Annotated in this window: 19 protein-coding genes; 7 read left to right on the top strand and 12 right to left on the bottom strand. The window is 62.7% G+C overall.

What is annotated here, in order from left to right:
- Window positions 1-1,476, bottom strand: a complete 1,476-nt coding sequence (locus tag N4J17_RS14765) for an NAD-dependent succinate-semialdehyde dehydrogenase (protein WP_198322592.1) — start codon at window positions 1,474-1,476, stop codon at window positions 1-3.
- A gap of 145 nt (window positions 1,477-1,621) precedes the next feature.
- Between N4J17_RS14765 and N4J17_RS14760 the strand changes: the two genes are divergently transcribed.
- From N4J17_RS14760 to N4J17_RS14745, 4 genes are all read left to right on the top strand, one after another.
- Window positions 1,622-2,320, top strand: a complete 699-nt coding sequence (locus N4J17_RS14760) for a hypothetical protein (RefSeq protein ID WP_232470392.1) — start codon at window positions 1,622-1,624, stop codon at window positions 2,318-2,320.
- A 33-nt stretch (window positions 2,321-2,353) separates the two neighbouring features.
- Window positions 2,354-3,571, top strand: coding sequence for a UbiH/UbiF/VisC/COQ6 family ubiquinone biosynthesis hydroxylase (locus N4J17_RS14755; protein WP_198322593.1), 1,218 nt, complete (start codon window positions 2,354-2,356; stop codon window positions 3,569-3,571).
- 233 nt (window positions 3,572-3,804) lie between these two features.
- Window positions 3,805-4,368, top strand: a complete 564-nt coding sequence (locus N4J17_RS14750) for a DUF2269 domain-containing protein (RefSeq protein ID WP_198322594.1) — start codon at window positions 3,805-3,807, stop codon at window positions 4,366-4,368.
- A gap of 175 nt (window positions 4,369-4,543) precedes the next feature.
- The gene (locus N4J17_RS14745) at window positions 4,544-4,969 is read left to right on the top strand and encodes a hypothetical protein (protein WP_198322595.1); all 426 of its coding nucleotides are present in this window, start codon (window positions 4,544-4,546) and stop codon (window positions 4,967-4,969) included.
- 154 nt (window positions 4,970-5,123) lie between these two features.
- Here N4J17_RS14745 and N4J17_RS14740 read toward each other — a convergent pair whose 3' ends face one another.
- The 3 genes from N4J17_RS14740 to N4J17_RS14730 form a co-directional block, all read right to left on the bottom strand.
- Window positions 5,124-5,282, bottom strand: coding sequence for a hypothetical protein (locus tag N4J17_RS14740; protein ID WP_277458295.1), 159 nt, complete (start codon window positions 5,280-5,282; stop codon window positions 5,124-5,126).
- A 239-nt stretch (window positions 5,283-5,521) separates the two neighbouring features.
- Window positions 5,522-11,290 (bottom strand): alpha-2-macroglobulin family protein, encoded by a 5,769-nt coding sequence (locus N4J17_RS14735; protein ID WP_198322597.1) that lies wholly within the window; start codon window positions 11,288-11,290, stop codon window positions 5,522-5,524.
- A gap of 77 nt (window positions 11,291-11,367) precedes the next feature.
- Window positions 11,368-12,030 (bottom strand): hypothetical protein, encoded by a 663-nt coding sequence (locus tag N4J17_RS14730; protein ID WP_277458296.1) that lies wholly within the window; start codon window positions 12,028-12,030, stop codon window positions 11,368-11,370.
- 106 nt (window positions 12,031-12,136) lie between these two features.
- Between N4J17_RS14730 and N4J17_RS14725 the strand changes: the two genes are divergently transcribed.
- From N4J17_RS14725 to speD, 3 genes are all read left to right on the top strand, one after another.
- Window positions 12,137-12,496 (top strand): hypothetical protein, encoded by a 360-nt coding sequence (locus N4J17_RS14725; RefSeq protein ID WP_198322599.1) that lies wholly within the window; start codon window positions 12,137-12,139, stop codon window positions 12,494-12,496.
- 62 nt (window positions 12,497-12,558) lie between these two features.
- Entirely contained in the window at window positions 12,559-12,975 is a 417-nt protein-coding gene (locus N4J17_RS14720; RefSeq protein WP_198322600.1) for an OsmC family protein, read from the top strand.
- 93 nt (window positions 12,976-13,068) lie between these two features.
- Entirely contained in the window at window positions 13,069-13,869 is an 801-nt protein-coding gene (gene speD / locus N4J17_RS14715) for an adenosylmethionine decarboxylase (RefSeq protein WP_198322601.1), read from the top strand.
- 67 nt (window positions 13,870-13,936) lie between these two features.
- On the opposite strand, the gene N4J17_RS14710 is transcribed toward speD, so the two are convergent.
- From N4J17_RS14710 to sucD, 8 genes are all read right to left on the bottom strand, one after another.
- Window positions 13,937-15,136, bottom strand: a complete 1,200-nt coding sequence (locus N4J17_RS14710) for a (Fe-S)-binding protein (protein WP_198322602.1) — start codon at window positions 15,134-15,136, stop codon at window positions 13,937-13,939.
- A gap of 5 nt (window positions 15,137-15,141) precedes the next feature.
- Window positions 15,142-16,704 (bottom strand): bifunctional phosphoribosylaminoimidazolecarboxamide formyltransferase/IMP cyclohydrolase, encoded by a 1,563-nt coding sequence (gene purH, locus N4J17_RS14705; protein ID WP_198322603.1) that lies wholly within the window; start codon window positions 16,702-16,704, stop codon window positions 15,142-15,144.
- A gap of 35 nt (window positions 16,705-16,739) precedes the next feature.
- A complete protein-coding gene (locus tag N4J17_RS14700) occupies window positions 16,740-17,012 on the bottom strand; it encodes a helix-turn-helix domain-containing protein (RefSeq protein ID WP_232470393.1) in 273 nt (90 codons plus the stop codon).
- 14 nt (window positions 17,013-17,026) lie between these two features.
- The gene (gene dusB, locus N4J17_RS14695) at window positions 17,027-18,010 is read right to left on the bottom strand and encodes a tRNA dihydrouridine synthase DusB (protein WP_198322605.1); all 984 of its coding nucleotides are present in this window, start codon (window positions 18,008-18,010) and stop codon (window positions 17,027-17,029) included.
- Between the two features lie 253 nt (window positions 18,011-18,263).
- On the bottom strand, window positions 18,264-19,112 hold the full coding sequence (locus N4J17_RS14690) for a GNAT family N-acetyltransferase (protein WP_198322606.1): 849 nt from the start codon (window positions 19,110-19,112) through the stop codon (window positions 18,264-18,266).
- Window positions 19,113-19,182: 70 nt separating this feature from the next.
- Complete coding sequence (gene dtd / locus N4J17_RS14685) at window positions 19,183-19,629, bottom strand: D-aminoacyl-tRNA deacylase (protein ID WP_198322666.1); 447 nt, start codon at window positions 19,627-19,629, stop codon at window positions 19,183-19,185.
- A 1-nt stretch (window position 19,630) separates the two neighbouring features.
- Window positions 19,631-19,951, bottom strand: a complete 321-nt coding sequence (locus N4J17_RS14680) for a rhodanese-like domain-containing protein (protein ID WP_198322607.1) — start codon at window positions 19,949-19,951, stop codon at window positions 19,631-19,633.
- A 72-nt stretch (window positions 19,952-20,023) separates the two neighbouring features.
- Window positions 20,024-20,926 (bottom strand): succinate--CoA ligase subunit alpha, encoded by a 903-nt coding sequence (gene sucD, locus N4J17_RS14675; protein ID WP_198322608.1) that lies wholly within the window; start codon window positions 20,924-20,926, stop codon window positions 20,024-20,026.

Raw genomic sequence — 20,926 nt, 5'->3', positions numbered from 1 at the left:
TCAGGCGGACGGTGCCATCCCGCCCAGACAGAGGTATTTGAGTTCCAGGTATTCGTCCATGCCATGGTGCGAACCTTCCCGGCCGATGCCGGACTGCTTGAGGCCGCCGAAGGGTGCGACCTCGTAGGAGAGCATGCCGGTGTTGACGCCGACCATGCCGTATTCCAGTGCTTCGCCGATGCGGAAGGCGCGGGCCAGGTCGCGGGTGTAGAAATAGGCGGCGAGTCCATACTCGGTGGCGTTGGCGATCGCGAGGGCCTCTTCCTCGGAACCGAAGCGCAGCAATGGCGCCACTGGCCCAAAGGTTTCCTCGCGAGTGCACAGCATCTCCGGCGTGACCTCTACGAGCACCGTGGGCTGGAAAAACCACCCGCCCAGGGGGTGCCGTTCGCCGCCGGCCAGCACACGGGCGCCTTTGTCCAAGGCATCGGCGATATGTCGCTCCACCTTGGCCAGGGCCAGCCCGTCGATGAGCGGTCCTTGCACGACGCCCTCGTCCAGGCCGTTGCCCACCTTGAGTGTACGCACCTTGGCCGCCAGCCTTTCTGCGAAGACGTCATAGATCGACTCCTGGATCAGGAAGCGGTTGGCACAGACGCAGGTCTGGCCGGTATTGCGGTATTTCGATAGCAAAGCGCCCTCGACTGCCGCTTCCAGATCGGCATCCTCGAACACGATGAAGGGGGCGTTGCCGCCCAGTTCCAGCGAGACCTTCTTCACTGTCGCCGCGCACCGTGCCATCAACAGGCGTCCGACTTCGGTCGAACCTGTAAAGGACAGCTTGCGGACCAGGGGATTGGCGGTCAATTCGTCGCCGATCGCTGCCGGCTCGCCGGTCACGACATTGACCACGCCGGGCGGAAAGTTTGCCTGAACCGCCAGCTCAGCCAGGGCGAGGGCGGTCAGCGGCGTCTGCTCGGCGGGTTTGACCACCACGGTGCAGCCAGCGGCCAGAGCCGGCGCGATCTTGCGGGTAACCATAGCCGCCGGGAAATTCCATGGCGTGATGGCCGCGCATACGCCGATGGGCTGACGGATGACCAGCAGCCGTTTGTCCGGCACCGGCGAGGGAATGGTTTCGCCGTAGGCCCGCCGGGCTTCCTCCGCGAACCATTCGACGAATCCGGCGGCGTAGACGATCTCGTTACGGGCTTCGGCCAGCGGCTTACCCTGCTCGGCGGTCAGGATACGGGCGAGGTCTTCGCTCTGGTTCAGGATCAGCTCGTACCAGCGGCGCAGGACCATTGCCCTTTTCCGGGCAGTGGCGCTGCGCCAACCGGTCCAGGCACGTCCTGCCGCGGCGATTGCCCGTGCGGTTTCGGCAGCGCCCAGCGCGGGGACCTCGGCCAGAATCTCGCCCGTGGCCGGGTTGGTCACGGGCAAAGTCCTTGAACTGTCGGCACCAACCCATTGGCCGTCGATCAGGCACTGGGTATGCAGCAGGTCGGGCTGGGCGAGGCAGAGTTTATGGCTCATCGGCGGACTCCAACGAATAGACCGGAATATGCTCGCGCCGTGCATGGCATTTCGTACATTTTCGGCGCGGTAGTACCATGATGCACCATGAAGCCGCAGGAATCTTGATCGCATCACAACGAAAGTCGAAAGAGGAGAATCGTGCATGAACGTACAAAAGAACGGACCGGAAGGGATCGCATCCCGACTTAAACTCGCCGCGGCGATGCTATTGATGTTCGGATGGGGCAGTGGCCAGGCGGAACCCGAACCGGCGCAGCCGCAGACCTTTTCACCGGACACGGCCTCGATTTCGCCGGCGGTGAAACAAAAGGTTCTCGAGCACATGAAACAGACCAACCTGGAGCGTTTGAAGGGCTGGCCGGGAATCATCTTCTACTGTCCGGTGGAAGAAGCGGAAAATCCGGCGGTCAAGGCCATCTGTACCGCCGTGAATGCAGATGTCGGCAACCTGATGGCCGAATACAAGGTGCCGTTTCAGATCGCCAAGAGTTCGTTCGATCGGCATTTTCTGCCGCACATGTCGGGCCGGCTGCTGCTCGTCGTCGATCTGGCGGCGACGCCGGTCGGCGCCCAGCCCGCGGCGATTTCGGGCGAAGTCCAGGGGTTGGCCCACTACGCCCACGCGGTGAACTGGTCGTCCGAGCTCTATCCCGATGCCGGCGGCAAGGACAAGAGTCCTCTGGAAGTGCCTCAGCACGTCGACGCGCTGTTGTGGGAGAGCAACTTCATTTTCGCCACCCCGGCTGATCAGTCTACCTTGGTGGAACAATCAAAGGCTGCGATCGAAGAAAGGATCAGGAATTTTCTCGCCGAGTTCGACCGGATCAACCATAAGCGCTGAATCGGGACTCCGCCAGCGGGAGAGCAAAATCAAATGTCAGAACGATACGATATCGCCATCGTGGGCGGTGGAATGGTGGGCGCGACGCTGGCCTGTGCGCTGGAAGGGACCGGGCTGCGCGTCGCCTTGATCGAAGTGGCGCCTCCGCCTCCTTTTTCGCCCGGGCAGTCGCATGACCTGCGGGTTTCCGCGGTCAGCATCGCCTCGGTCAGCATCCTGAACACGGTCGGCGCCTGGGCCGGTGTCGTTTCCCGCCGCTGCTGCCCGTTCCGGCGGATGCGGGTGTGGGAAGACCGTGGCGATGTGCTGTTCTCGAGCGAGGACATTCACGAGGAGGTGCTCGGTTACATCGTCGAAAACCGGGTACTCCAGCTCGCGCTGATCGACCGGCTCCCGGCGTTGTCCGGCGTCGATTTCCTCTGTCCGGCCAAAACCCGCAAGATCGACTATGGCTCGCAAGGCTCGCGCATCGAGCTGGAGGACGGCCGTGTTATCGAAGCGCGGCTGCTGGTCGCGGCGGACGGGGGCCAGTCCCAGGCGCGGCAGGCCGCCGGCATGGGCGTCAGCAGTTGGGACTACGAGCATCATGCCCTGGTGCTCACCGTCGAAACGGCCTATCCGCAGCAGGACATCACCTGGCAGCGCTTCACCCCGCACGGGCCCCAAGCCTTCCTGCCCCTCGACGGACGCAACGCCTCCCTGGTGTGGTACGAGGCGCCGGAGCGGGTGAAATGGCTGCTCTCCCTGCCCGACGAAGCCCTGCTGGGCGAGTTGGGCCGGGAATTTCCCGCGGAACTGGGAGAAATCAAGGGCATCGTCAGCCGCGGCTTTTTTCCGCTCCGCCGCCAGCACGCTCTTCGCTACTATAAGGAAGGTGCGGTGCTGGTGGGCGACGCCGCCCACATGATCCATCCCCTGGCCGGCCAGGGCGTCAACATCGGCCTGCTCGATGCCGCCGCCCTGGCCGAAGTGCTCGCCAAGGCCAAGCGCGCCGGCCGCGACATCGGCTCCAGCGCCGTGTTGCGCGAATACGAAGGCATGCGCCGCAACAGCAACCTGCTGATGATGACCGCCATGGACTTCTTCTACCGCGCCTTCGGCAATGCCAACGTCCCGCTGCGCTTCGTCCGCAATCTCGGCCTCGGCTTGGCCGAACGTATCACTCCCGCCAAGAAGCTGGTGATGCGGTATGCGATGGGATTGGATGGGAGGTTGCCGAAGCTGGCGAGAGGGGAGGGGTTGGGAGGCTGAAAAAGCGCTGAAGAAAAAATTGGCTGTTGCATTTATCGCGGTATTTAGGATGCGCTGAACGAAGGGAAGCGCATCGTTCGCGATTGATGCGCTTCGTACCCTCAGCGCATCCTACGGCCCCGCCTTGCGTGGAAGCGCGTGCAACCGAGGAACCGGATGCGGAAAAAACGCACGTCCGGGTCTGTGCGGGGGGGCCGGGTAACCGGCATTCCTACCGCGGAGGGCTCAAAACCATGACTTACGATTTACTCAAGCTTGCACACATCATTGGTGCTGTTTTGATCGGTGGAGGACTGATCGGCGTATGGTTGACTGATTTGCGGTCCCGTCAGTCGCATGAACTTGTGCGCTTCTCCGAATCAGTGCGCAATATTGCAGTGTTTTACGACGGCGTTGTGGTTCCGGGTGCAATTGTTCTCCTCATCTCCGGCACTTGGTTGATTGTTGAGTTCTTCGGTGGCTGGAATTTTGTTTCCACGCCATGGCTTGCGGGCATGGTCTTCCTGTTTGCTTTCGAATTCATCGAGGGCAATACCATTACCCGCCTCTACTTCATGCGCCTGCGCCGCTTGACCCAAGAGGCTTTGCGGGTTGGCGCATTTACGCCCGAGTTGGAGAAAACGCGCGCCGAAAACGTGCCAACTTTCACTCACTTCCTCGATTTGCCGATACTGTTACTGATTGTCACATTGGGCGCACTTAAGCCCAACGATTGGGGGTTGTTTATTGTTGGCTCCTTGGTCGCCATAGCTATTGCTACAGCTCTGACAATATTCATTCCTCGCCTTTATCCATAGGCGGCTAACCAATGAGCCAATATGCCGCCCTAATTGGGTAACCAGGGGTTCTAGCTCCCAGCTAGCGATCGGGTCGAGGTAACGGGATTGCGCATGTTACCTCGACCCGATCGTGCGCCATGGACTATAGGCTCGCTACGGGTTTGCAATCGCAGCAATCGACTGGAGGGTCCTAATGGACGGACGATGCGGTTTCGCGGGCAATGTCAAGAACGGGATGGCGGTCTTAGGGTTTTCGCTATTGCTCGGTTGTGCGGAACAGCCCCGGAAATCCGCACTGGACATACGGGCGGCCAACGCTTTGAGCGAGCGCGAAACCCAAGCCTTTCTAAACTCACACCCTTGCCCGGCTACGGGCAAAATATCGGTCAACGGAGTATGTGACGGCTTTACCATCGGCATGGTCGTGCCGGAGCGGTGTGGTGGGAAAATGAAGGCTTCCAACCTGTATTGGCAAAACAAGGAGCTTGCGAAAGAGGCGGAACTGGGAGAAAAAGCGAACTGCGGAAAACCCACCCAGGACGAAGAAGAGGACGCATTGATAAGGACTCAAATGCGCCGAACTCTCGATCAGAGCATCTATAACGCGATGCCCCGTTGAGGCTGGCGGTGTAAGCCAGCCTGCGTCCCATTCGGCTGAACGCTACGCAGGTCCGATTACGCTTCGCCATAGTCGGACCTGCGTGGTATATGGTCGAAGCAAGAACCCGCCTGGCGGGTAAGGCGGGTTCTGCTTATGCGGAATAGGGTGCCGATCAATTGCGGCAGGTCTTGACCTTGCCGTCAGGGCTATACGCCACCGAAGCGCCGCTGGCGAACTGCACATATTCGACGCCATCGATACATTGCGTGGTGTGTCCGGTGACCGCGGTGTTGATTCTTTCTCCGACGGCGCACGCCGATAAAACACTCATTGCCGCTATAAGTATCATCCGCATCATTAGGGTCCTCTTCTGAAGTAAATAAACAATGGAAAATAGTATCACGGTCTCTGCGTGCTGGTGTCAACTCCTCGATATCGTCTTACGCCAATAGTCACCGTGATGCGGGGATAAGCGTTCACCGGAAATATGCTGACTAAGCCGATACCCGTGCCAGGAGACCGGCAGATTTCGATCCATAAGTCCGTCTGACGTTTCCCTGCCTTAACGGCTCAAGGTGTTCCACCGATTTCCAGCGCCTTATTCGGCAGCTCCCCGAACATCTCCGGCGCATACATGGCCTCGACTCGCGTCGGCGGCAGTTCAAAGCTGCCGGGGTTGTTGTAGCGCACGGTATATTCGACGCTCCAGCGCCCTTTCGGCACATAGTCGTAATAGGTGCGGTAGGCGTCGAAACGGCGCTCCTCGTAGATGGGCCAGGCCCAGCCGGTCTGCTGTTCGCTCTGGGTCAGCAGGGCGGAGTCGCGTCCCAGGCCGCCGCCTAGGATACTGGCGCCGGCGGGGATGGGGTCGTCGACGACCACCCAGCTCATGTCGGACTGGGCGTCGAGCTCCAGGGTGATGCGCGCTACGTCGCCGCGGTTCCAGGCGCCAGCCTGCTTCTGTTCGATCGGGGTTACCGTACGCTTGATCGAGAAGCCGGTGAACAACGGCTCTTTCAGCGGGATCGCGGCGCGGCTCTGGACGATTGCCCAGGGTTTGCCTGTGCCCTGATGGCGCACTTCCAGTGTGCTTGGGCCTTCGGGCCAGGGCAGGTTCAAGGCGCTGCGCCGGGTTTCCTCGGTCCACTGCATTCCCTTTTTGACAGCGCCGAGACTCGCCTCGGCGTAGCCGGTGACTGGCGCCGATTCGTAGGTCTCGCTGAACTTTTCCATCGCCAGCCGGCCCCAGGCGTTCGCCGTGGTGGTGTTCCAGCGGCCCCTGGTCTGCCGGCCCAGGGCGCCGGTGACCAGCCGCGGAACGTCTTCGCGCCAGCCCGGCAGCTCCATGACATCCAGCAACGCTCGCACGGCGTTGAGGTCGGGCGAGATCATTAGCCACCAGAGGGCATCGTTCTTCTCGCTGGAGAAGTTCAGAGTGGTGCCCTGGAAGTTCAGCCGGGTACGGAGCGTCTGTTCGGCGTCCTTGAGCTTGGCGCTGCGATCGGGGATGGCTTCGACCCGCTGCAATACCGACAGCCAGTCCAATACCGCCGAGGTGGGCCAGAGCCTGGGCTCGATGCGGATGCTGTCCAGCAGCTCCGGCGCCGCTTCGTCATAGCGGGCCAGGGCCTCGACGGCCGCCAGCTTGCGAATCGACAGATCGGCGGTGGGCAGGGCGGAGTCGCGCAGCACGCGCCCGCCGACGAAGCCTTTCAACGCCTCCTTCGCCCGGCCCAGGGCATTCTCGGGCAGCTCCCAGCCGGCTTCCTGCGCGATCGCCAGGACATAGGCGGTCAGGACGTCGCTACCGTGAATGCTGTCGCTCGGGAAATAGCGGAACAGGCCGTCGCTGTCCTGGTAGGCGGGCAGGTCGGCGACGATCTTGTTCCATAGGCCCTCGTCGCGCAGCGCGATGGCCTTGGAAACCTTCTGTTCCAGGCAGGAATAGGGGTAGCGCGTCATGTATTCGATCACCCCGCCGAGTCCGTCGCCCAGTTTCGCTCGCAGCGAGACGCGCACGCCGCCGCGGCCCGGCACGGCGTCCTCGGGCCGTTGCACCGCGAGCGAGAGCGGTTTGTCGATGCGGGTCAGCGTCGCCTGGAACACCCGGACCGGCACCGCCGGCTGGACCTGCTGCGAGGTTTTCAGCCGGTCGGTGGCGGCTCCGCCGTTTTCCGCGGCGGCGATTTCCCAATCCAGCCCGGCGATGTCGACCGGGACGTCGACTTCCCAGGAGAAATCGCCCGCCGTGCCGGCTTCGAGTTCGAAGGGCTGGGGCGGAAGGTCCTGGCCTGCGGCTGCGCCTTTCGGCGTCAATCGGGCGCTGAGCTGGCCCGCGATCTTGCGGTCCGTGGCATTGCGCACGTTGAAGATGGCGCGGAAATGGTCGCCTTCGCGCACCATCGGCGGCAGCCCGGAATAGAGCATCAGGTCCTGGGTCGTGCGGATCGAGGTCTTCCCCGTGCCGAAGAGGCCGCTGCCCGCGTTGGCGACAGCCACCAGCCGGAAGGCAGTGAGCGAGTCGTTGAGCGGTACCCCGACCTCGGCTTCGCCCTTGGTGTCCAGTGGTACCCGGCCTTTCCACAGCAACAGGGTGTCGAATAGTTCGCGTGCCGCCTGGCGCCCGCCGCCGCCGCCGTGCGGCACGGCCTTGCGGCCATAGTGGCGCTTGCCGATGACCTGCATCTGCGCGGTGGAGGTGAGCACCTCGATGCCGCGCCGGCCCATCATGGCGTCCAGCAGGTTCCAGCTGTCGTTGGGTTTGAGTTCGAGCAGACCCTCGTCCACGGCCGCCAAGGCGATCTCGGCCTCGTCCGGGACGCCGCCGCTGGCACGCTGCACCGTCACCTTGACCTTGGCGGTTTCCCGCACCTTGTAGGTGTCACGGTCGGCCTTCACCTTCACATCGAGGCGGTTGGGCGCCCAGCCCACGTCGATCTCGGCCAGCCCCAGGCGGTAAGCCGGCTTGCTCAAGTCGACCATCGCCGTGGCCTTGCCGCCGTCAGCTTGCCAGGGCAGCTTGAAATTTCGGGCCATATCGGCGACCCAGGTTTGCACCACCCCCACCCGGCCGCGCACGGCCAGCACCGAGACGAATACATTGGGCGCGTACGCCTCCTTGATCGGCACTTCGATCACCGGCGCGCGGCCGGACAGGGGGGCGATGAAGCTGTCGACGATGCCCTCGCGTTCGACCGTGACCAGAGCCATGGATTCGCGGAAGGGCATGCGCACCTGAAAGCGGGCCTTGTCGCCCAGCTCGTAGGCGCGCTTTTCGGGGATCACGTCCATCCGGTCGCTGGGGCCGTTTTCGAACCACCATTCGTCTTCGCTGGCGATCCAGATCGAGCCCGTGCCCAGTGCCTGATTGCCGGCGCCGTCGTCGGCCGTGGCCTGGAGCAGGATTTCGCCGGATACGCCGGGGGCGAGGACGCAGAGAAGGATGCCCTGGCCGTTGGTCCTGCCGTTGCAGGCGATGCCGAGGTGTTTGACTTCGGTCTTGTCCTCGTAGGCATAGAAACCGCCGATGAGGCGCTTGCGGTGCGAGTAAGTGGTGCGCGCGTACAGGTCGACCCGGATGTCCCGGCCGGCCGCCGGCTTCCCGGCCAGATCCAGCGCCAGCACCTGGAACCGCACTCGGTCTCTGGTTGCTACCCAGCCATCGGTTTTGATTCCCAGGCTGAGCTTCGCGGGCCACAGTGGAATCCGGCGGGCCACGGTCAGAAGTTCGCCGTTGGGGTCCTGGTATTCGAGTTCGGCCACCAGGTCCTGTGGTGTGTTCCGCCGAGGTAGATTGGGAACCATGATCCGTGCCGCGCCGCCCTTGTCCAGGCGCAGCGGCAGCACCTGGGCCGGGCTACTCGCTCCGGGGGGTTCCTCGGCCTTCTCGCTATAACTGCTGTCGCGCAGCCCTTCTTCGATAGGCTGCGCCCGGAAGTCGAAATCCGGATAGCCGGGGAAGGACACCAGGCGGGGCTCGACCAGAGTGCGGACTTTGACCGGCGCATTGGCCGCACCACCGCCGGAGAGATAGCTGACATGGAGGTCGAGCATGGCTTCCTTGGCGTTGATCAGGGGGTCGGACTGCGGCTGGATGTCCGCACGCATGGTCGGCACCCGGAACTGTTCGATGCGGAATTTGGCCGAGGCGGCGGATTCCCTGCCGTCGGCATGGACGAATACGACTTCGTACCCGCCGAGCCTGGCGTCGGCCGGGATTGCCCAGCTGTTTTCGGCGATCCCGCGTGCGTCAAATCTGGCCGGCAGTTCGTATTCCTGGCCGCTGCCGGTGTGGCGGACCTTGATCTTCTCGGGGAGGTTTTCCGGCAGGCCGAAGCCATGGGCTGTGCGCTGGCGCAGGAAATGTTTCATCGAGACGGTCTCCCCGGCCCGGAACAGGCTGCGGTCCAGCACTGTATGGGCGACTTCCGGGTTGTCATAGAGGCCGACCGGCAGGCTGAAGTTCTGCGGCGAAATGCCGTTGGCCCAGCTGCTGAGGGTGAAACTCATGTCGCCCTCGCTGCGGGCGCTCACCATGAGGGGGCCATCTCCCCCGTCGCAGCTTTCGCCGGAGTCCGAAGGTGTGGGCAGGGCAGGGCCCTGGACCAGTGCCACGCCGTTGGCATCCGTCCGCCCTTGCCACAAGGTTTCGTTCTTGCAGTAGCGGCTGATGTGGATATCGGCGTTCGCTACCGGTTGGGCCGAATCCAGGTGCGTCACCCAGACCAGGGAGGATTCCCGGCCCCATTTGAAATGGACCGACAGATTGGTGACCAGCGCGGTAGTCGCGACGTAGCGCGGCCTGTCCTGGCCCAATAAGGCGGCACCGAGCCGCGGACTGGCCAGCTCGACGATGTAGAACCCGGCGCTTTCCAGGGGAATGCCGAGCACTTCGAACTCTTTCTGGACCTCGGCGCGCGGCAGTTCGAAAGCTTCCGCCCGCGGGGTATCGGCGAACACCGATTCGGTGCCGGTGAGTTCCTTCCATTCGGTCTTGCCATTGGGCAAGGGGACCGATTCGCCGCGGCGTTCAGCGGCTTTCTTCACCTTGCGTATCCAGGCGGCGATGTCCTGGTCTCCGAGCGCCACCCGTTTCATCTTGCCGGAAATGGCCGGATCGCCGGAGGCCAGCCGCTGGCCGGTCACGGGGTTCTCGATATGGCGCACGGTGACGGGCAGGATGCCGCCTTCCTTCAACTCCAGGAGACCGAACTCGCCGGGGAACTTCACCAGCGGCGGATATTCGTCGGTCTTGACTTCCAGCGGATAACGGCTGGCGTTCTCCAGCGGGCGCCCCGAGTCGTCGGCGAACTCCGGGGGCAGCTCGATGCGGAACGTGGTCTTCTCCGGGAACGGCCCTTTCCAGGTCAGTTCCTCGACGAAAGGCTTTAGGCCCGGGTCTGGCACCGCCGCCGGATAGATCTTGCCGGCGGTATCGACCAGGTGCACGGCGGCAGCCTTGTCGGTAGGCACGGGCGAGCCGAAGCGTAGGGACATCGGGAGGAGCGGAATGCAGTCCGCCTCGGCGTTGATGCGCTCGCAACCGAAGCGGGCGGTGAAGCTCGGGCGGGACTTGAAGCTCAGCTCCTGGTCATCGGTCGTCGCGAGACCGCTGGTCGTGGCGATGCCTTTGCCCCAGAGGATCCGGACCTCGGTTTCCGGCGGGATGGCGCGCCGGCATTGCACCAGGACCAGTCGCGCTTCGCCGGCTTTGATGTCCTCCGGCTTGAGCGACTCGAAATCGCCTTCCGGCCACAACAGGTCGGTATAACCCCACCCCAATTGCCGGCGCTGCGCCAATACCGCATCGCGCCGTTCGCCGGCCAGGACATCGACGCCGATCTCCTCCTCTATGCCTTTGATCCGGCAGCGGGCATGGGCGGCGATGCTTTCCGGCGTGGCCGGCGCGGCGGCGGCCAGCAGGAACACCTGATTTTCGTCGACGTTCCCGCTGCCTTCGCCGGGGTAGGAACCCGTCACCACCGGTCCGCCGGTATCGAAGCCGTATTCCTTGGCGAGCTCGACGACGGTTCCGCTCAATGCTCTCAACTTCGGCTTCGGCAGGAATCGGCAGGAAAGACCTGCGGGCAGCTCGGCGTCGAAGTCATAGATCCAGGTGCGGGATTCCGCCCAGCGGCCGCGTCCCTTGGCCGGGCAATCCACCGTGAACGGATCGGACAGACGGGGGTCGCCGAATGCGACCATGGGTTCGGAGAACCGCGCCGTCACCTGGCGCACCTCCCTGGTCGTCCCCTCCGGCGAAAACAACTCCAGATGGGCTGCGCCGGCTGCCTGAACCCAGAACAATGTCACTACCTGGAACACTGCGCGCATGCTCATCACGTTTCCTCGTCGCGGATCGGCCCGGCCGGACCCGGTCAGCGGATGTATCGTTCGTGCCAAAGGCTGCAATGGTCTCATCCCTGCAGGATGAGTTGAAGTTCCCCATTGTCCCGCAGATGCTTGACCAAATTATGGCCGCCCAGCGCACGTTCGGTGATGTGGACGTTGCCGAACGGCTCGATATTCCGGGCGTGGATGACATCCAGCCGGTCCAGTGACGAGACGAAGATGTCGATACGATGATCGGCGCCGGATGTTTCCAACAGCCGCCGGAGGTCGAAGAATTTGGGCTTGAACAGTGCCGCGCCGTAGGTCCGGAGTATTTTGGACCGCCACCGCCTGTCTCCCCATGCCCGCCTCTTGGACGGGGAGATGAATGTCTGCGGCGAAAAGCCGACGGCCCGGCCTTGGCCGATCAGCGTGGAAAACAGAATCGCGGCATATCCGCCCATGGAGTTGCCGATGAATACGACTTCCTCCGCCGCAGCTTTATCGATGATTCGCTCGATGTACCGGGCGGTTTCGGGAATATTCGAGCTGATGCCGGGCAGACCCGCATGGTACCAGGTCTGTGACAGATCGCGGAAAAACACCCGGCTTTCCTTGAGAATGCGGGAACTCTTGTAGAACTCGAAGGGGGGTATCCCGAGGGCGCCCTGCATCCCGCCAAAAATCAGGTACAGCTTGCGCGAGGCTGGAATCAGTTCTTCTAAAACGGGTAAGACTTCGGAATCCATGGATCGGTCGGAAGAGGAAGGCTGGAAGATTCTTTCCATTGCGTGTGATTGAATGCAACAATGCGGGCGGAAACTCCACCGGTGTGCCATTATCCTGGAGAGGGCCTTGAAAAATAAACGAGAACCGGCAAAGGCGGCCTACGTTCCGGCGCCTGGAAATGCCGGCAAAGAATCCCATGCGGACGCCACCCGCCTGGCGCCGTGCCGGAGCCACACTTTGAACCGTATCCGGAAGCTTCCGCGGGATGTCGGCTGGATGCTGCTCGCGGGCGGGCTCATGAGCGAAGTCGTCATGGGGCTGCCGCCGTTCTGGGTGCTCGGCATCCTGATTCTCTTTCCGCAAATCGGCGCGCCTCTCGCCGGTTTCCTCGAGCGCAAGGCGCCACATGCCCTCGCTGGCAGCCTGGACTTCGTAGACCGATATCTCGAGGATCTGGAACGTCGTTATCCGCGTCGGCCGCCGTGAGGTCTATTTCCTCTACGGTTTGTGATAATCTATGAAAATTTATATGATGCTTCACTTCGACGATGAAAGCGCGAATCAAGTGGGTCGAAAACATGGCGTTTCTGGGTGAGTCCGGCAGCGGCCATGCCGTGCTGATGGACGGACCGCCCGAGAGCGGAGGACGGAACCTAGGGGTGCGCCCGATGGAGATGCTGCTGCTGGGCCTGGGCGGATGCACGGCTTTCGACGTGGTCCATATCCTGAAGAAAGGGCGGCACGATGTGCGTGACTGCGAGGTTCATCTCGAAGCCGAGCGGGCAGAGACCGATCCAAAGGTCTTCACGCGGATTCATGTCCATTTCGTGGTCACGGGAAAGGGGTTGCGGGAAGAGGTGGTAAAGCGGGCGATCGAGCTTTCGGCGGAAAAATACTGCTCGGCATCGATCATGCTGGGCAAGACGGCGGAAATCACCCACGATTACGAAATCACAGAAGTATAGGCCGGCAAGGGCATAGCAGAATATTTTCGGCGGGCGCGAGCGCCCGTTAATTTTTTGTGGCAAATATTCCTGGCGGGGTCATATCGAACATTGATGGACAACAAGCTGCAATTACACGGGTTCAACAACCTGACCAAATCGCTGAGCTTCAACATCTACGACATTTGTTATGCTAAGTCGGAATCCGGCCAGCGCCGCTACATCGAATACATCGACGAAGCCTACAGCGCCAAGCGCCTGACTCAGATACTTACTGACGTCAATGCGATCATCGGTGCGGAGATCCTGAATATCGCGCGCCAGGATTACGAGCCACAGGGTGCGAGCGTAACGATGCTGATATCGGAAGGGCACGATGCCCCCGCCGCAATCACCAATTCCGAGTCGCCGGGGCCGATGCCTGAGGCCGTCGTGGCGCATCTGAACAAAAGCCATATCACGGTGCACACTTATCCGGAGAGCCATCCGCATGCCGGCATCAGCACGTTCCGCGCCGACATCGACGTTTCTACGTGCGGCCGCATTTCGCCACTGAAGGCTCTGAACTATCTGATCCACAGCTTCGAGTCGGACATCGTGATCATGGATTACCGGGTGCGCGGCTTCACCCGCGACATCAGCGGCCAGAAGCATTATATCGACCATGACATCACCTCGATCCAGAACTACATCTCCGACGCCACGGCCGACCGCTATCAGATGATCGATGTGAATGTTTATCAGGAAAAGATCTTCCACACCAAGATGATTCTGAAAGACTTCAATCTCGACAACTATCTGTTCGAGACCGACAAGGAGCAACTGGTACCGGAAGAGCGCGTACAGGTGCAAAAGCAGCTCCAGCGGGAGATGGCGGAAATCTTCTACGGCCGCAACTACAAGCTGCGGCGCTGAGATCGGGCTTGGAAGTTGTGTAACAAACGGGCGCCATTGTTCGGTGCCCGTTTCGTTTTCGCAGGGATCAAATGCGCTGGAGCCGCGCCAGCAACTGGAGGGGGTGGATCACGGGGATGTTGGCCCGGCCCTGCAAGCCGGCGCGCAGATGCAGGGCGCAGCCAATGTTGGAAGTCACCAAGTAATCCGGAGACTGCGCCAGGATGGCGTCCACGGTTTCCGTGCGGATGGCTTCGGCCATGCGGCGGTGTTCGATCATGTAGCTGCCGGCGGCGCCGCAGCAGTGACCTTTTGCGGGCAGGGTCTTCACTTCCGCACCGGGAATCCTGCGCATCAGGGCTTCCACGCTGCTTTCCGTCTTGCAGACGTTGCGCAGCGAGCAGGGCTGATGTACCAAAATTCGGGCCTCCAGCGGCGCAAGATCCCAGCGGTCCTCGGGAATGCGATCGGCCAGGAAGCGGCTGACGTCTTGAACCTTCGAAGAAAGGGTTTCCGCCGCCCGGGCTTCGGAATGGCAGCGGTATTCCAACAGGGTGGCGGTGCAGCCGCTGGCGAATCCGATCACCGCATCCAGCGGCCGTTCCCCGAAGACTTCAATGTTGCGGGACATCAGCGCATGCGCGGTCGCCGCATCGCCGGCATGAAGGTCCATGGCTCCGCAACAGACCTGGTGGCCCGGTACGCTGAGGCTGACACCCAGTCGCGGCAACAGTCCGAGTATCGCCGTCACCGTAGCCGCATCGACCACGGCTGCCGTGCAGCCCAGGAACAGTCCGGCATGGGCGAGAGGTTCAGCCGTGGCGGGGTGGTCGCCGTACCAGTTCTCCGCCTTCCCAAGGGGAGGGAGAGCCTTCCAGGCGGCGCCGGCCGGCAGGTGGCCCGCCACATCCAGCATCCGCCGTCCCAGCTTCGCCAACAAAGGATGGCGCAGCCCTTTCCTCACCGCAGACGACAAGGCGCGGGCGGCCAATGGTTTGCGCTCTTGCCCCGTCTCGGCGCGGAACTGGTCTACGAGCCGGCCATAGGGAACCTTGGCCGGGCAGACGGCTTCGCAATTCCGGCACAGCAGACAGTCGTCCAGAGGTCTGCGCAAGACAGGTGTCAAAGGCAGCCGGCCCGTGGCCCAGCCTTGGATCAGGGCGATACGGCCGCGGGGGGATTCGTTCTCGTCGGCCGTCTGCCGGTAGGTAGGACAGTGTGGCGAGCAAAGGCCGCATTTGACGCACAGATCGGCGTCAGCCAGCAGCGATTCCAGTGCCGGGTTCACGGCTGCTAGTGGCGGAAGTGGCGAATGCCGGTGAAGACCATGGCCATGCCGTGTTCGTCCGCAGCGGCGATCACTTCGGGGTCCCTGACCGAACCGCCCGGTTGGATTACCGCCGTGACGCCGGCTTCGGCGGCGGCGTCGATACCGTCCCGGAACGGAAAGTACGCGTCGGAGGCGACGACCGAGCCCGCCACGCTCAAGCCTTCGTCCTGCGCCTTGAGGGCAGCGATGCGGGCGGAGTACACCCGGCTCATCTGGCCGGCGCCGATACCGATCGTGCGGCGGTCTTTGCAGTAGACGATGGCATTGGATTTCACGAACTTGGCTACCCGCCAGGCGAACTGGAGGTCGATCAGCTCCTGTTCGGTCGGCGCGCGCCGGCTCACGACTCGCAAGCGCTCGCCAGTCACCCGTTCGATATCCTTATCCTGCACCAGCAGGCCGCCCCCGACACGGCGGAAATCCAGCTCGGCTACCGGCTCGGCAGGCCAGGTGCCGGTGCTCAGCACGCGGACGTTGGGTTTGGTGGCCAGGATGGGCAGGGCATCGTCGGCGATCGCGGGTGCGACGATGACCTCGACGAACTGGCGCTCGACGATGGTACGGGCGGTTTCGGCGTCCAGCATCCGGTTGAACGCAATGATGCCGCCGAAGGCAGAGGTGGGATCGGTGGCATAGGCCAGGTCGTAGGCTTGTGACAGGGTGATGCCTTCGGCTACGCCACATGGATTGGCGTGTTTGACGATCACGCAGGCAGGAAGCTCTGCGAAGCCTTTGACGCATTCGAGCGCGGCATCGGCATCCGCGATGTTGTTGTAAGACAGATCCTTACCCTGCAACTGGCGGGCCAATGCGATGCAGCCGGCGGGAGCGCCTGGTTCGACGTAGAATGCCGCGCGCTGGTGTGGATTTTCGCCGTAGCGCATCGATTGGACACGGCGGAAGCGCAGCAGGAACGGATCGGCGAAGCCGTCACCCCCTTTGCGGCGGTCAAGGTAGTCGGCGATTGCTGCATCATACCACGCCGTATGGCGGAAGGCTTTGGTCGCCAGGGCGAAGCGGGTGGCGTAGGACAGGCCGCCGCCGGAGGTTTCCAGCTCCGCCAGTACCGCGGAATAGTCTGCAGGATCGACCACGACCGCAACCGATGCGTGATTCTTCGATGCCGCACGAATCAGTGCCGGGCCGCCGATGTCGATGTTCTCGATGGCGGTTTCCAGATCGCAAGCGGATTCGGCGACGGTCTGTTCGAACGGATAGAGGTTGACCACGACCAGATCGATCGGGCGGATGCCGTGTTCGGCCATGACTGCTTCGTCGATGCCGCGCCGGCCGAGGATGCCGCCATGCACCTTAGGATGCAGGGTCTTGACCCGGCCATCCATCATTTCCGGAAAGCCGGTGTAGTCACTGACTTCGATGGCCGGGATAGCGTGCTCGGCAAGCAGCCGGGCGGTGCCACCGGAGGATATGATTTCCACACCTACGGCGGCGAGGCGCCGGCAAAACTCCACGCAGCCGGTCTTGTCGGAAACGCTGACCAAAGCGCGGGCGATAGGGTTCTTCATGGAAGACTCTCGGGTTGGAAAAGCTGACATATGGCTCATTCGATGCCGTGCTGCAGCATCTTCTTGCGCAGGGTGCTGCGGCTCAGGCCCAGCAACTGGGCCGCGCGGGTCTGGTTGTGACAGCAATGCTCGAGTACGGTACGGATGAGTGGCCGTTCGACTTCGCTCATTACGAGGGTATATATGTCGGTCACGCTGATGCCGTCCAGCTGTGACAGATAATTAACCAAGGCCGCACGTACCTGCTCGCTGAGCACCACCGGCGCGGGGGAGGGATCCTTGGGCGGAGATTCGAAAGATTCAAGCAATCGATTGTCCTGTCTCATGCAGCGGTCTTCTCGAACTGAAACTTCAACAGGGCGTCCACAGCGGAGAGCTGCTGGGGGGCGTTGGCGAGGGATAAAATCCCTGATACCGGCCGGTCGTCCAGACCCGGAATGCGGGCGGCGTACCAGCCAATATGTTTGCGTGCGATGCGTACCCCCTCCACCTCCCCATAGAAGGAATACAGCGCCTCGAGGTGGCCGAGCACGGTGCGGCGGATCTCATCGAGCGTAGGGGGCAAGGGCTGGCGGCCGTCCTTGAGTCGCGCTGCGATTTCTCGTAGCAGCCAGGGCTGTCCCCAGGCGCCACGGCCGATCATCACGGCGTCCGCGCCAGTCGATCGGAGCACCGCCTCGGCTTTTCCGGGGGAATCGATATCGCCGTTGGCTATGACCGGAATGCCGATAGCTTTCTTAACCTTGGCAATTGTAGAGTATTCGGCTGCCCCCGCAAACCCGCAGGCGCGCGTGCGGCCATGAACCGTGAGCGCCCGGATTCCGGCGCTTTCGGCGATTTTGCCGATGTTGACTGCATTGCGGGACGCCGAATCCCAGCCGGTTCTGATTTTCACAGTGACGGGGACCGGTACGGCTCGGACCACCGCTTCGAGGATGTTCGCCACCAGCCTTTCGTCGCGCAGCAGGGCCGAACCAGCAGCGACGTTGCAGACCTTTTTCGCGGGGCAGCCCATGTTGATGTCGATGATGTCGGCGCCGAGATCGACGCTGCGGCGCGCCGCCTCGGCCATCTCACTCGGATCGGCGCCGACGATCTGGACGCTGATCGGGTCGGGTTCACCGCGATGATCTTGCCGCAGCCTGGACCTGCGTGTGGTCTGCAACGCCGGGCTGGCGGATATCATCTCCGAGACTGCGAGCCCTGCGCCGAATTGCCGGCAGAGTTTGCGAAAAGGGAGATCGGTGACGCCTGCCATGGGCGCGAGGATGACCTGGCTGCTGAGGCGGTAGGGTCCGATTTGCATAGCGGCGGAAAAAAGCGGGCGAGTTTACCGGGAAGCGCCGTCGCTGCCAACACCTAGGCTCATCTTCGCCGTGCTTTCCGCATGGCCTCCAACATCGCCTGGCGAGGGGATTTGACGGCAGGTCACGACGGAATGTCGAATGGGTTCGGTCGTTTCGAACGGGGGCGACCGGCTTCGACCATGGTTGAAGTATACCCTGCTCATCGACCGAATCCGGGCCAGCGAGGTCGCGGCTGACCGTGAGCTCAGGCTGCTAGCCCAGCTCGTAAGTGGTGATGCCGAACGTGCGTTCCAACGGCAGGGAGGGTGGCCGGGGGGCGTACATGCGCGCGGTTTCGAATACTCGCCGCATGCTGTAGCGCGCGGCCAGCTGCAGGGCGGCAGTATTGGGTTCCGGCATGTCGATAAAGATGGGGGCCGTTCCCACGTGAAGACGGAAAGTCTGCAGCAGGCTCGCCGCGATACGGGGTGTATCGGCGAACAGCGGACCGAGCTTGTAGCCCATACGGCAAGGGCGAAGCAGCCCGTATCCTGCGATGCTGCCATCGGCGGCGCGGTAGAGCAGGCCGGTACACTCCGGCTGTCGGGTCCAGACGCGCAGGAATTCGTCCCGGTTTCCCGGGAACAATGCGGCATCATAGGCCAGAATCTCTTCGAAATCGGACGGTTCCAGCCGACCTACGGCCGTATCCGTTTCCATGGCGGCAGGACCGCTCCATTCGAAACGGATGTTGCGGTGGGCGGTCACGAACCCGGAGCGGGCATAGCTGGACTGCCGTTCAATCACGCCGTCCAGGCCGACCGTCCGCTCCCCCAGATGCTCCACCGCCGTATGCCAGAGCTTGAGGCCGAAACCTTTGCCGCGGTGTTCCGGCCGCACGATATAGAGCCCGATGAAGCCGAAATCGCCGGGATAGGATACTGCGCTGATGCTTCCCACCGGTTCATCGCCCAGAAAGCCCATGAAAAATCCGGAAGGGTCCGCGGCGAAAAAACTCGCCGCATCGTGCAGGCCAGGGTTCCACCCTTCTGCCGCCGCCCAGTCCAGGGCCAGCTCCAGCCGCTCCCGGTCCATGCGTTCGATATGAAATTTTTGCTGCATTGGAATACCTCCGCATACTCACGAGATGATGATAGCGGACGCAGACGAAGGGGCCTATCCCCAGGAGCTGTCAGCCGGGCGGACAGCGCAGCAGAAAGGTCACAGGGCCGTCATTGACGAGAAAGACCTGCATGTCGGCGCCGAAGTGCCCGGTTGCGACGGGGGAATGCCGGCGCCGGGCGGCATCCACCAGTGCGTCAAACAGCCGGCGGCCGGTTTCGGGATCGGCCGCGGGGGTAAAGCTCGGACGCATGCCCTTCGCGGTGTCGGCGGCCAGGGTGAACTGCGAGACCAGCAGCAGGCCGCCGCCCGTCTCGGACAGGCTCAGGTTCATGCGGTTTTCACTGTCTGGGAACATCCGGTAGCCGAGCAGGCGCTCGGCCATGCGTAACACCTGGGTCTCACCGTCGCCCCGCTCGATGGCGACCAGGGCCAGAGTGCCTCGGCCAATGGCGCCGACCGTAGCACCGTCGACACGGACACTGGCCTGGGTGACCCGCTGGATCAGGGCGATCATTTCAATAACGAGGTATGCCTGGATCCGCTTCCCGCGCCCAGGCATCGATGCCACCGGCAAGATTGATGACCTGCCCGAAGCCCTGAGTCTCCAGAAACCGGCCAACCTGAAAGCTGCGCATGCCGTGGTGACAGACCACGACGGTCGTGCGGTCGGGATCGAGTTCGCTCAGCCTCGACACGATCTCTCCCATGGGGATGTGCACACTGCCCTCGATGTGGCAAAAGGCGAACTCGTCGGGTTCACGCACGTCCAGCAGCAATGGGGCAGCCTCGGGCTCGTCGAGGAGTGCTTTGACTTGATAGGGGGCCAGGTGTCGCATGGTGGGAGCGAGTAGGGGGGGCCACGGCGCACCGCCGAGAGCCCCGGTTCGTTGATCTCGGGCACCCGGCAATCAGAATTTGATCCCGTGTTCCTGTGCGGCGCGTAGCACGGTTTGGCCGATCTGCGCCGGGTTGCGGGCGACATACAGCCCCAAGGCTTCCATGGCATCCATTTTGGCACCGGCTGTGTCGGCCTCGCTGGAAATGATGGCGCCGGCATGGCCCATGCGTCGCCCGGTCGGCGCGGCGAGGCCGGCGACGAAGCCGATGACGGGTTTCGTCATGTTTTCCTTGGCCCAGTGGGCGGCGGCGACTTCCTGAGGGCCACCGATTTCGCCGATCATGACGACGATCTCGGTTTCCGGGTCGGCCTCGAAGGCGCGCAGTACGGTGACGAAATCGGTGCCATTGATCGGGTCGCCGCCGATACCGACCGAAGTGGTGATGCCCAGCCCCAGCGCGGCCATCTGTTCGGTCGCCTCGTAATTGAGGGTGCCGGAGCGCGAGATGATGCCGACGTTGCCCCTCTTATAGATGTGCGAAGGCATGATACCCACCTTGCACTCGCCCGGCGTAATGATGCCAGGGGTGTTTGGTCCGATCACGATGGTGTCCTTGCCCACCCGGTAGCGCTGCAGTCGGATCATGTCGTGTACCGGGATGCCGTCGGCGATGGTCACGGCGACCCGGATACCGGCGTCTATGGCTTCCATCAGCGCATCGGCGTTGAACGGCGGTGGTACGAATATGGCGGAAACGTCGGCACCAGTGGCGGCTACGGCTTCGGCCACAGTATCGAATACCGGCAGATGAGCGAGTTCGGGGTCGGGATGGCGGGTGCCGCCTTTACCGGGGGTGACGCCACCGACTACCTGCGTGCCCATCCGCATGGCGTCCTTGGCGTGGAAGGTGGCATGCTCGCCGGTGAAGCCCTGGAAGATGACCTTGGAGTGCTTGTTAACGAATACGCTCAT

The organism is Methylococcus capsulatus, from assembly GCF_036864975.1.
In the GTDB taxonomy this organism is placed as follows: Bacteria; Pseudomonadota; Gammaproteobacteria; order Methylococcales; family Methylococcaceae; genus Methylococcus.
Note: the sequence above shows the minus strand (reverse complement) of the source record. Positions and strands in the feature narration are given on the sequence as shown.

Coding starts and splice junctions, on each gene's coding strand:
- N4J17_RS14765 (WP_198322592.1), bottom strand. CDS start 1,476: ATGAGCCATAAACTCTGCCTCGCCCAGCCCGACCTGCTGCATACCCAG.
- N4J17_RS14760 (WP_232470392.1), top strand. CDS start 1,622: ATGAACGTACAAAAGAACGGACCGGAAGGGATCGCATCCCGACTTAAA.
- N4J17_RS14755 (WP_198322593.1), top strand. CDS start 2,354: ATGTCAGAACGATACGATATCGCCATCGTGGGCGGTGGAATGGTGGGC.
- N4J17_RS14750 (WP_198322594.1), top strand. CDS start 3,805: ATGACTTACGATTTACTCAAGCTTGCACACATCATTGGTGCTGTTTTG.
- N4J17_RS14745 (WP_198322595.1), top strand. CDS start 4,544: ATGGACGGACGATGCGGTTTCGCGGGCAATGTCAAGAACGGGATGGCG.
- N4J17_RS14740 (WP_277458295.1), bottom strand. CDS start 5,282: ATGAGTGTTTTATCGGCGTGCGCCGTCGGAGAAAGAATCAACACCGCG.
- N4J17_RS14735 (WP_198322597.1), bottom strand. CDS start 11,290: ATGAGCATGCGCGCAGTGTTCCAGGTAGTGACATTGTTCTGGGTTCAG.
- N4J17_RS14730 (WP_277458296.1), bottom strand. CDS start 12,030: ATGGATTCCGAAGTCTTACCCGTTTTAGAAGAACTGATTCCAGCCTCG.
- N4J17_RS14720 (WP_198322600.1), top strand. CDS start 12,559: ATGAAAGCGCGAATCAAGTGGGTCGAAAACATGGCGTTTCTGGGTGAG.
- speD (WP_198322601.1), top strand. CDS start 13,069: ATGGACAACAAGCTGCAATTACACGGGTTCAACAACCTGACCAAATCG.
- purH (WP_198322603.1), bottom strand. CDS start 16,704: ATGAAGAACCCTATCGCCCGCGCTTTGGTCAGCGTTTCCGACAAGACC.
- dusB (WP_198322605.1), bottom strand. CDS start 18,010: ATGCAAATCGGACCCTACCGCCTCAGCAGCCAGGTCATCCTCGCGCCC.
- N4J17_RS14690 (WP_198322606.1), bottom strand. CDS start 19,112: ATGCAGCAAAAATTTCATATCGAACGCATGGACCGGGAGCGGCTGGAG.
- dtd (WP_198322666.1), bottom strand. CDS start 19,629: ATGATCGCCCTGATCCAGCGGGTCACCCAGGCCAGTGTCCGTGTCGAC.
- N4J17_RS14680 (WP_198322607.1), bottom strand. CDS start 19,951: ATGCGACACCTGGCCCCCTATCAAGTCAAAGCACTCCTCGACGAGCCC.
- sucD (WP_198322608.1), bottom strand. CDS start 20,926: ATGAGCGTATTCGTTAACAAGCACTCCAAGGTCATCTTCCAGGGCTTC.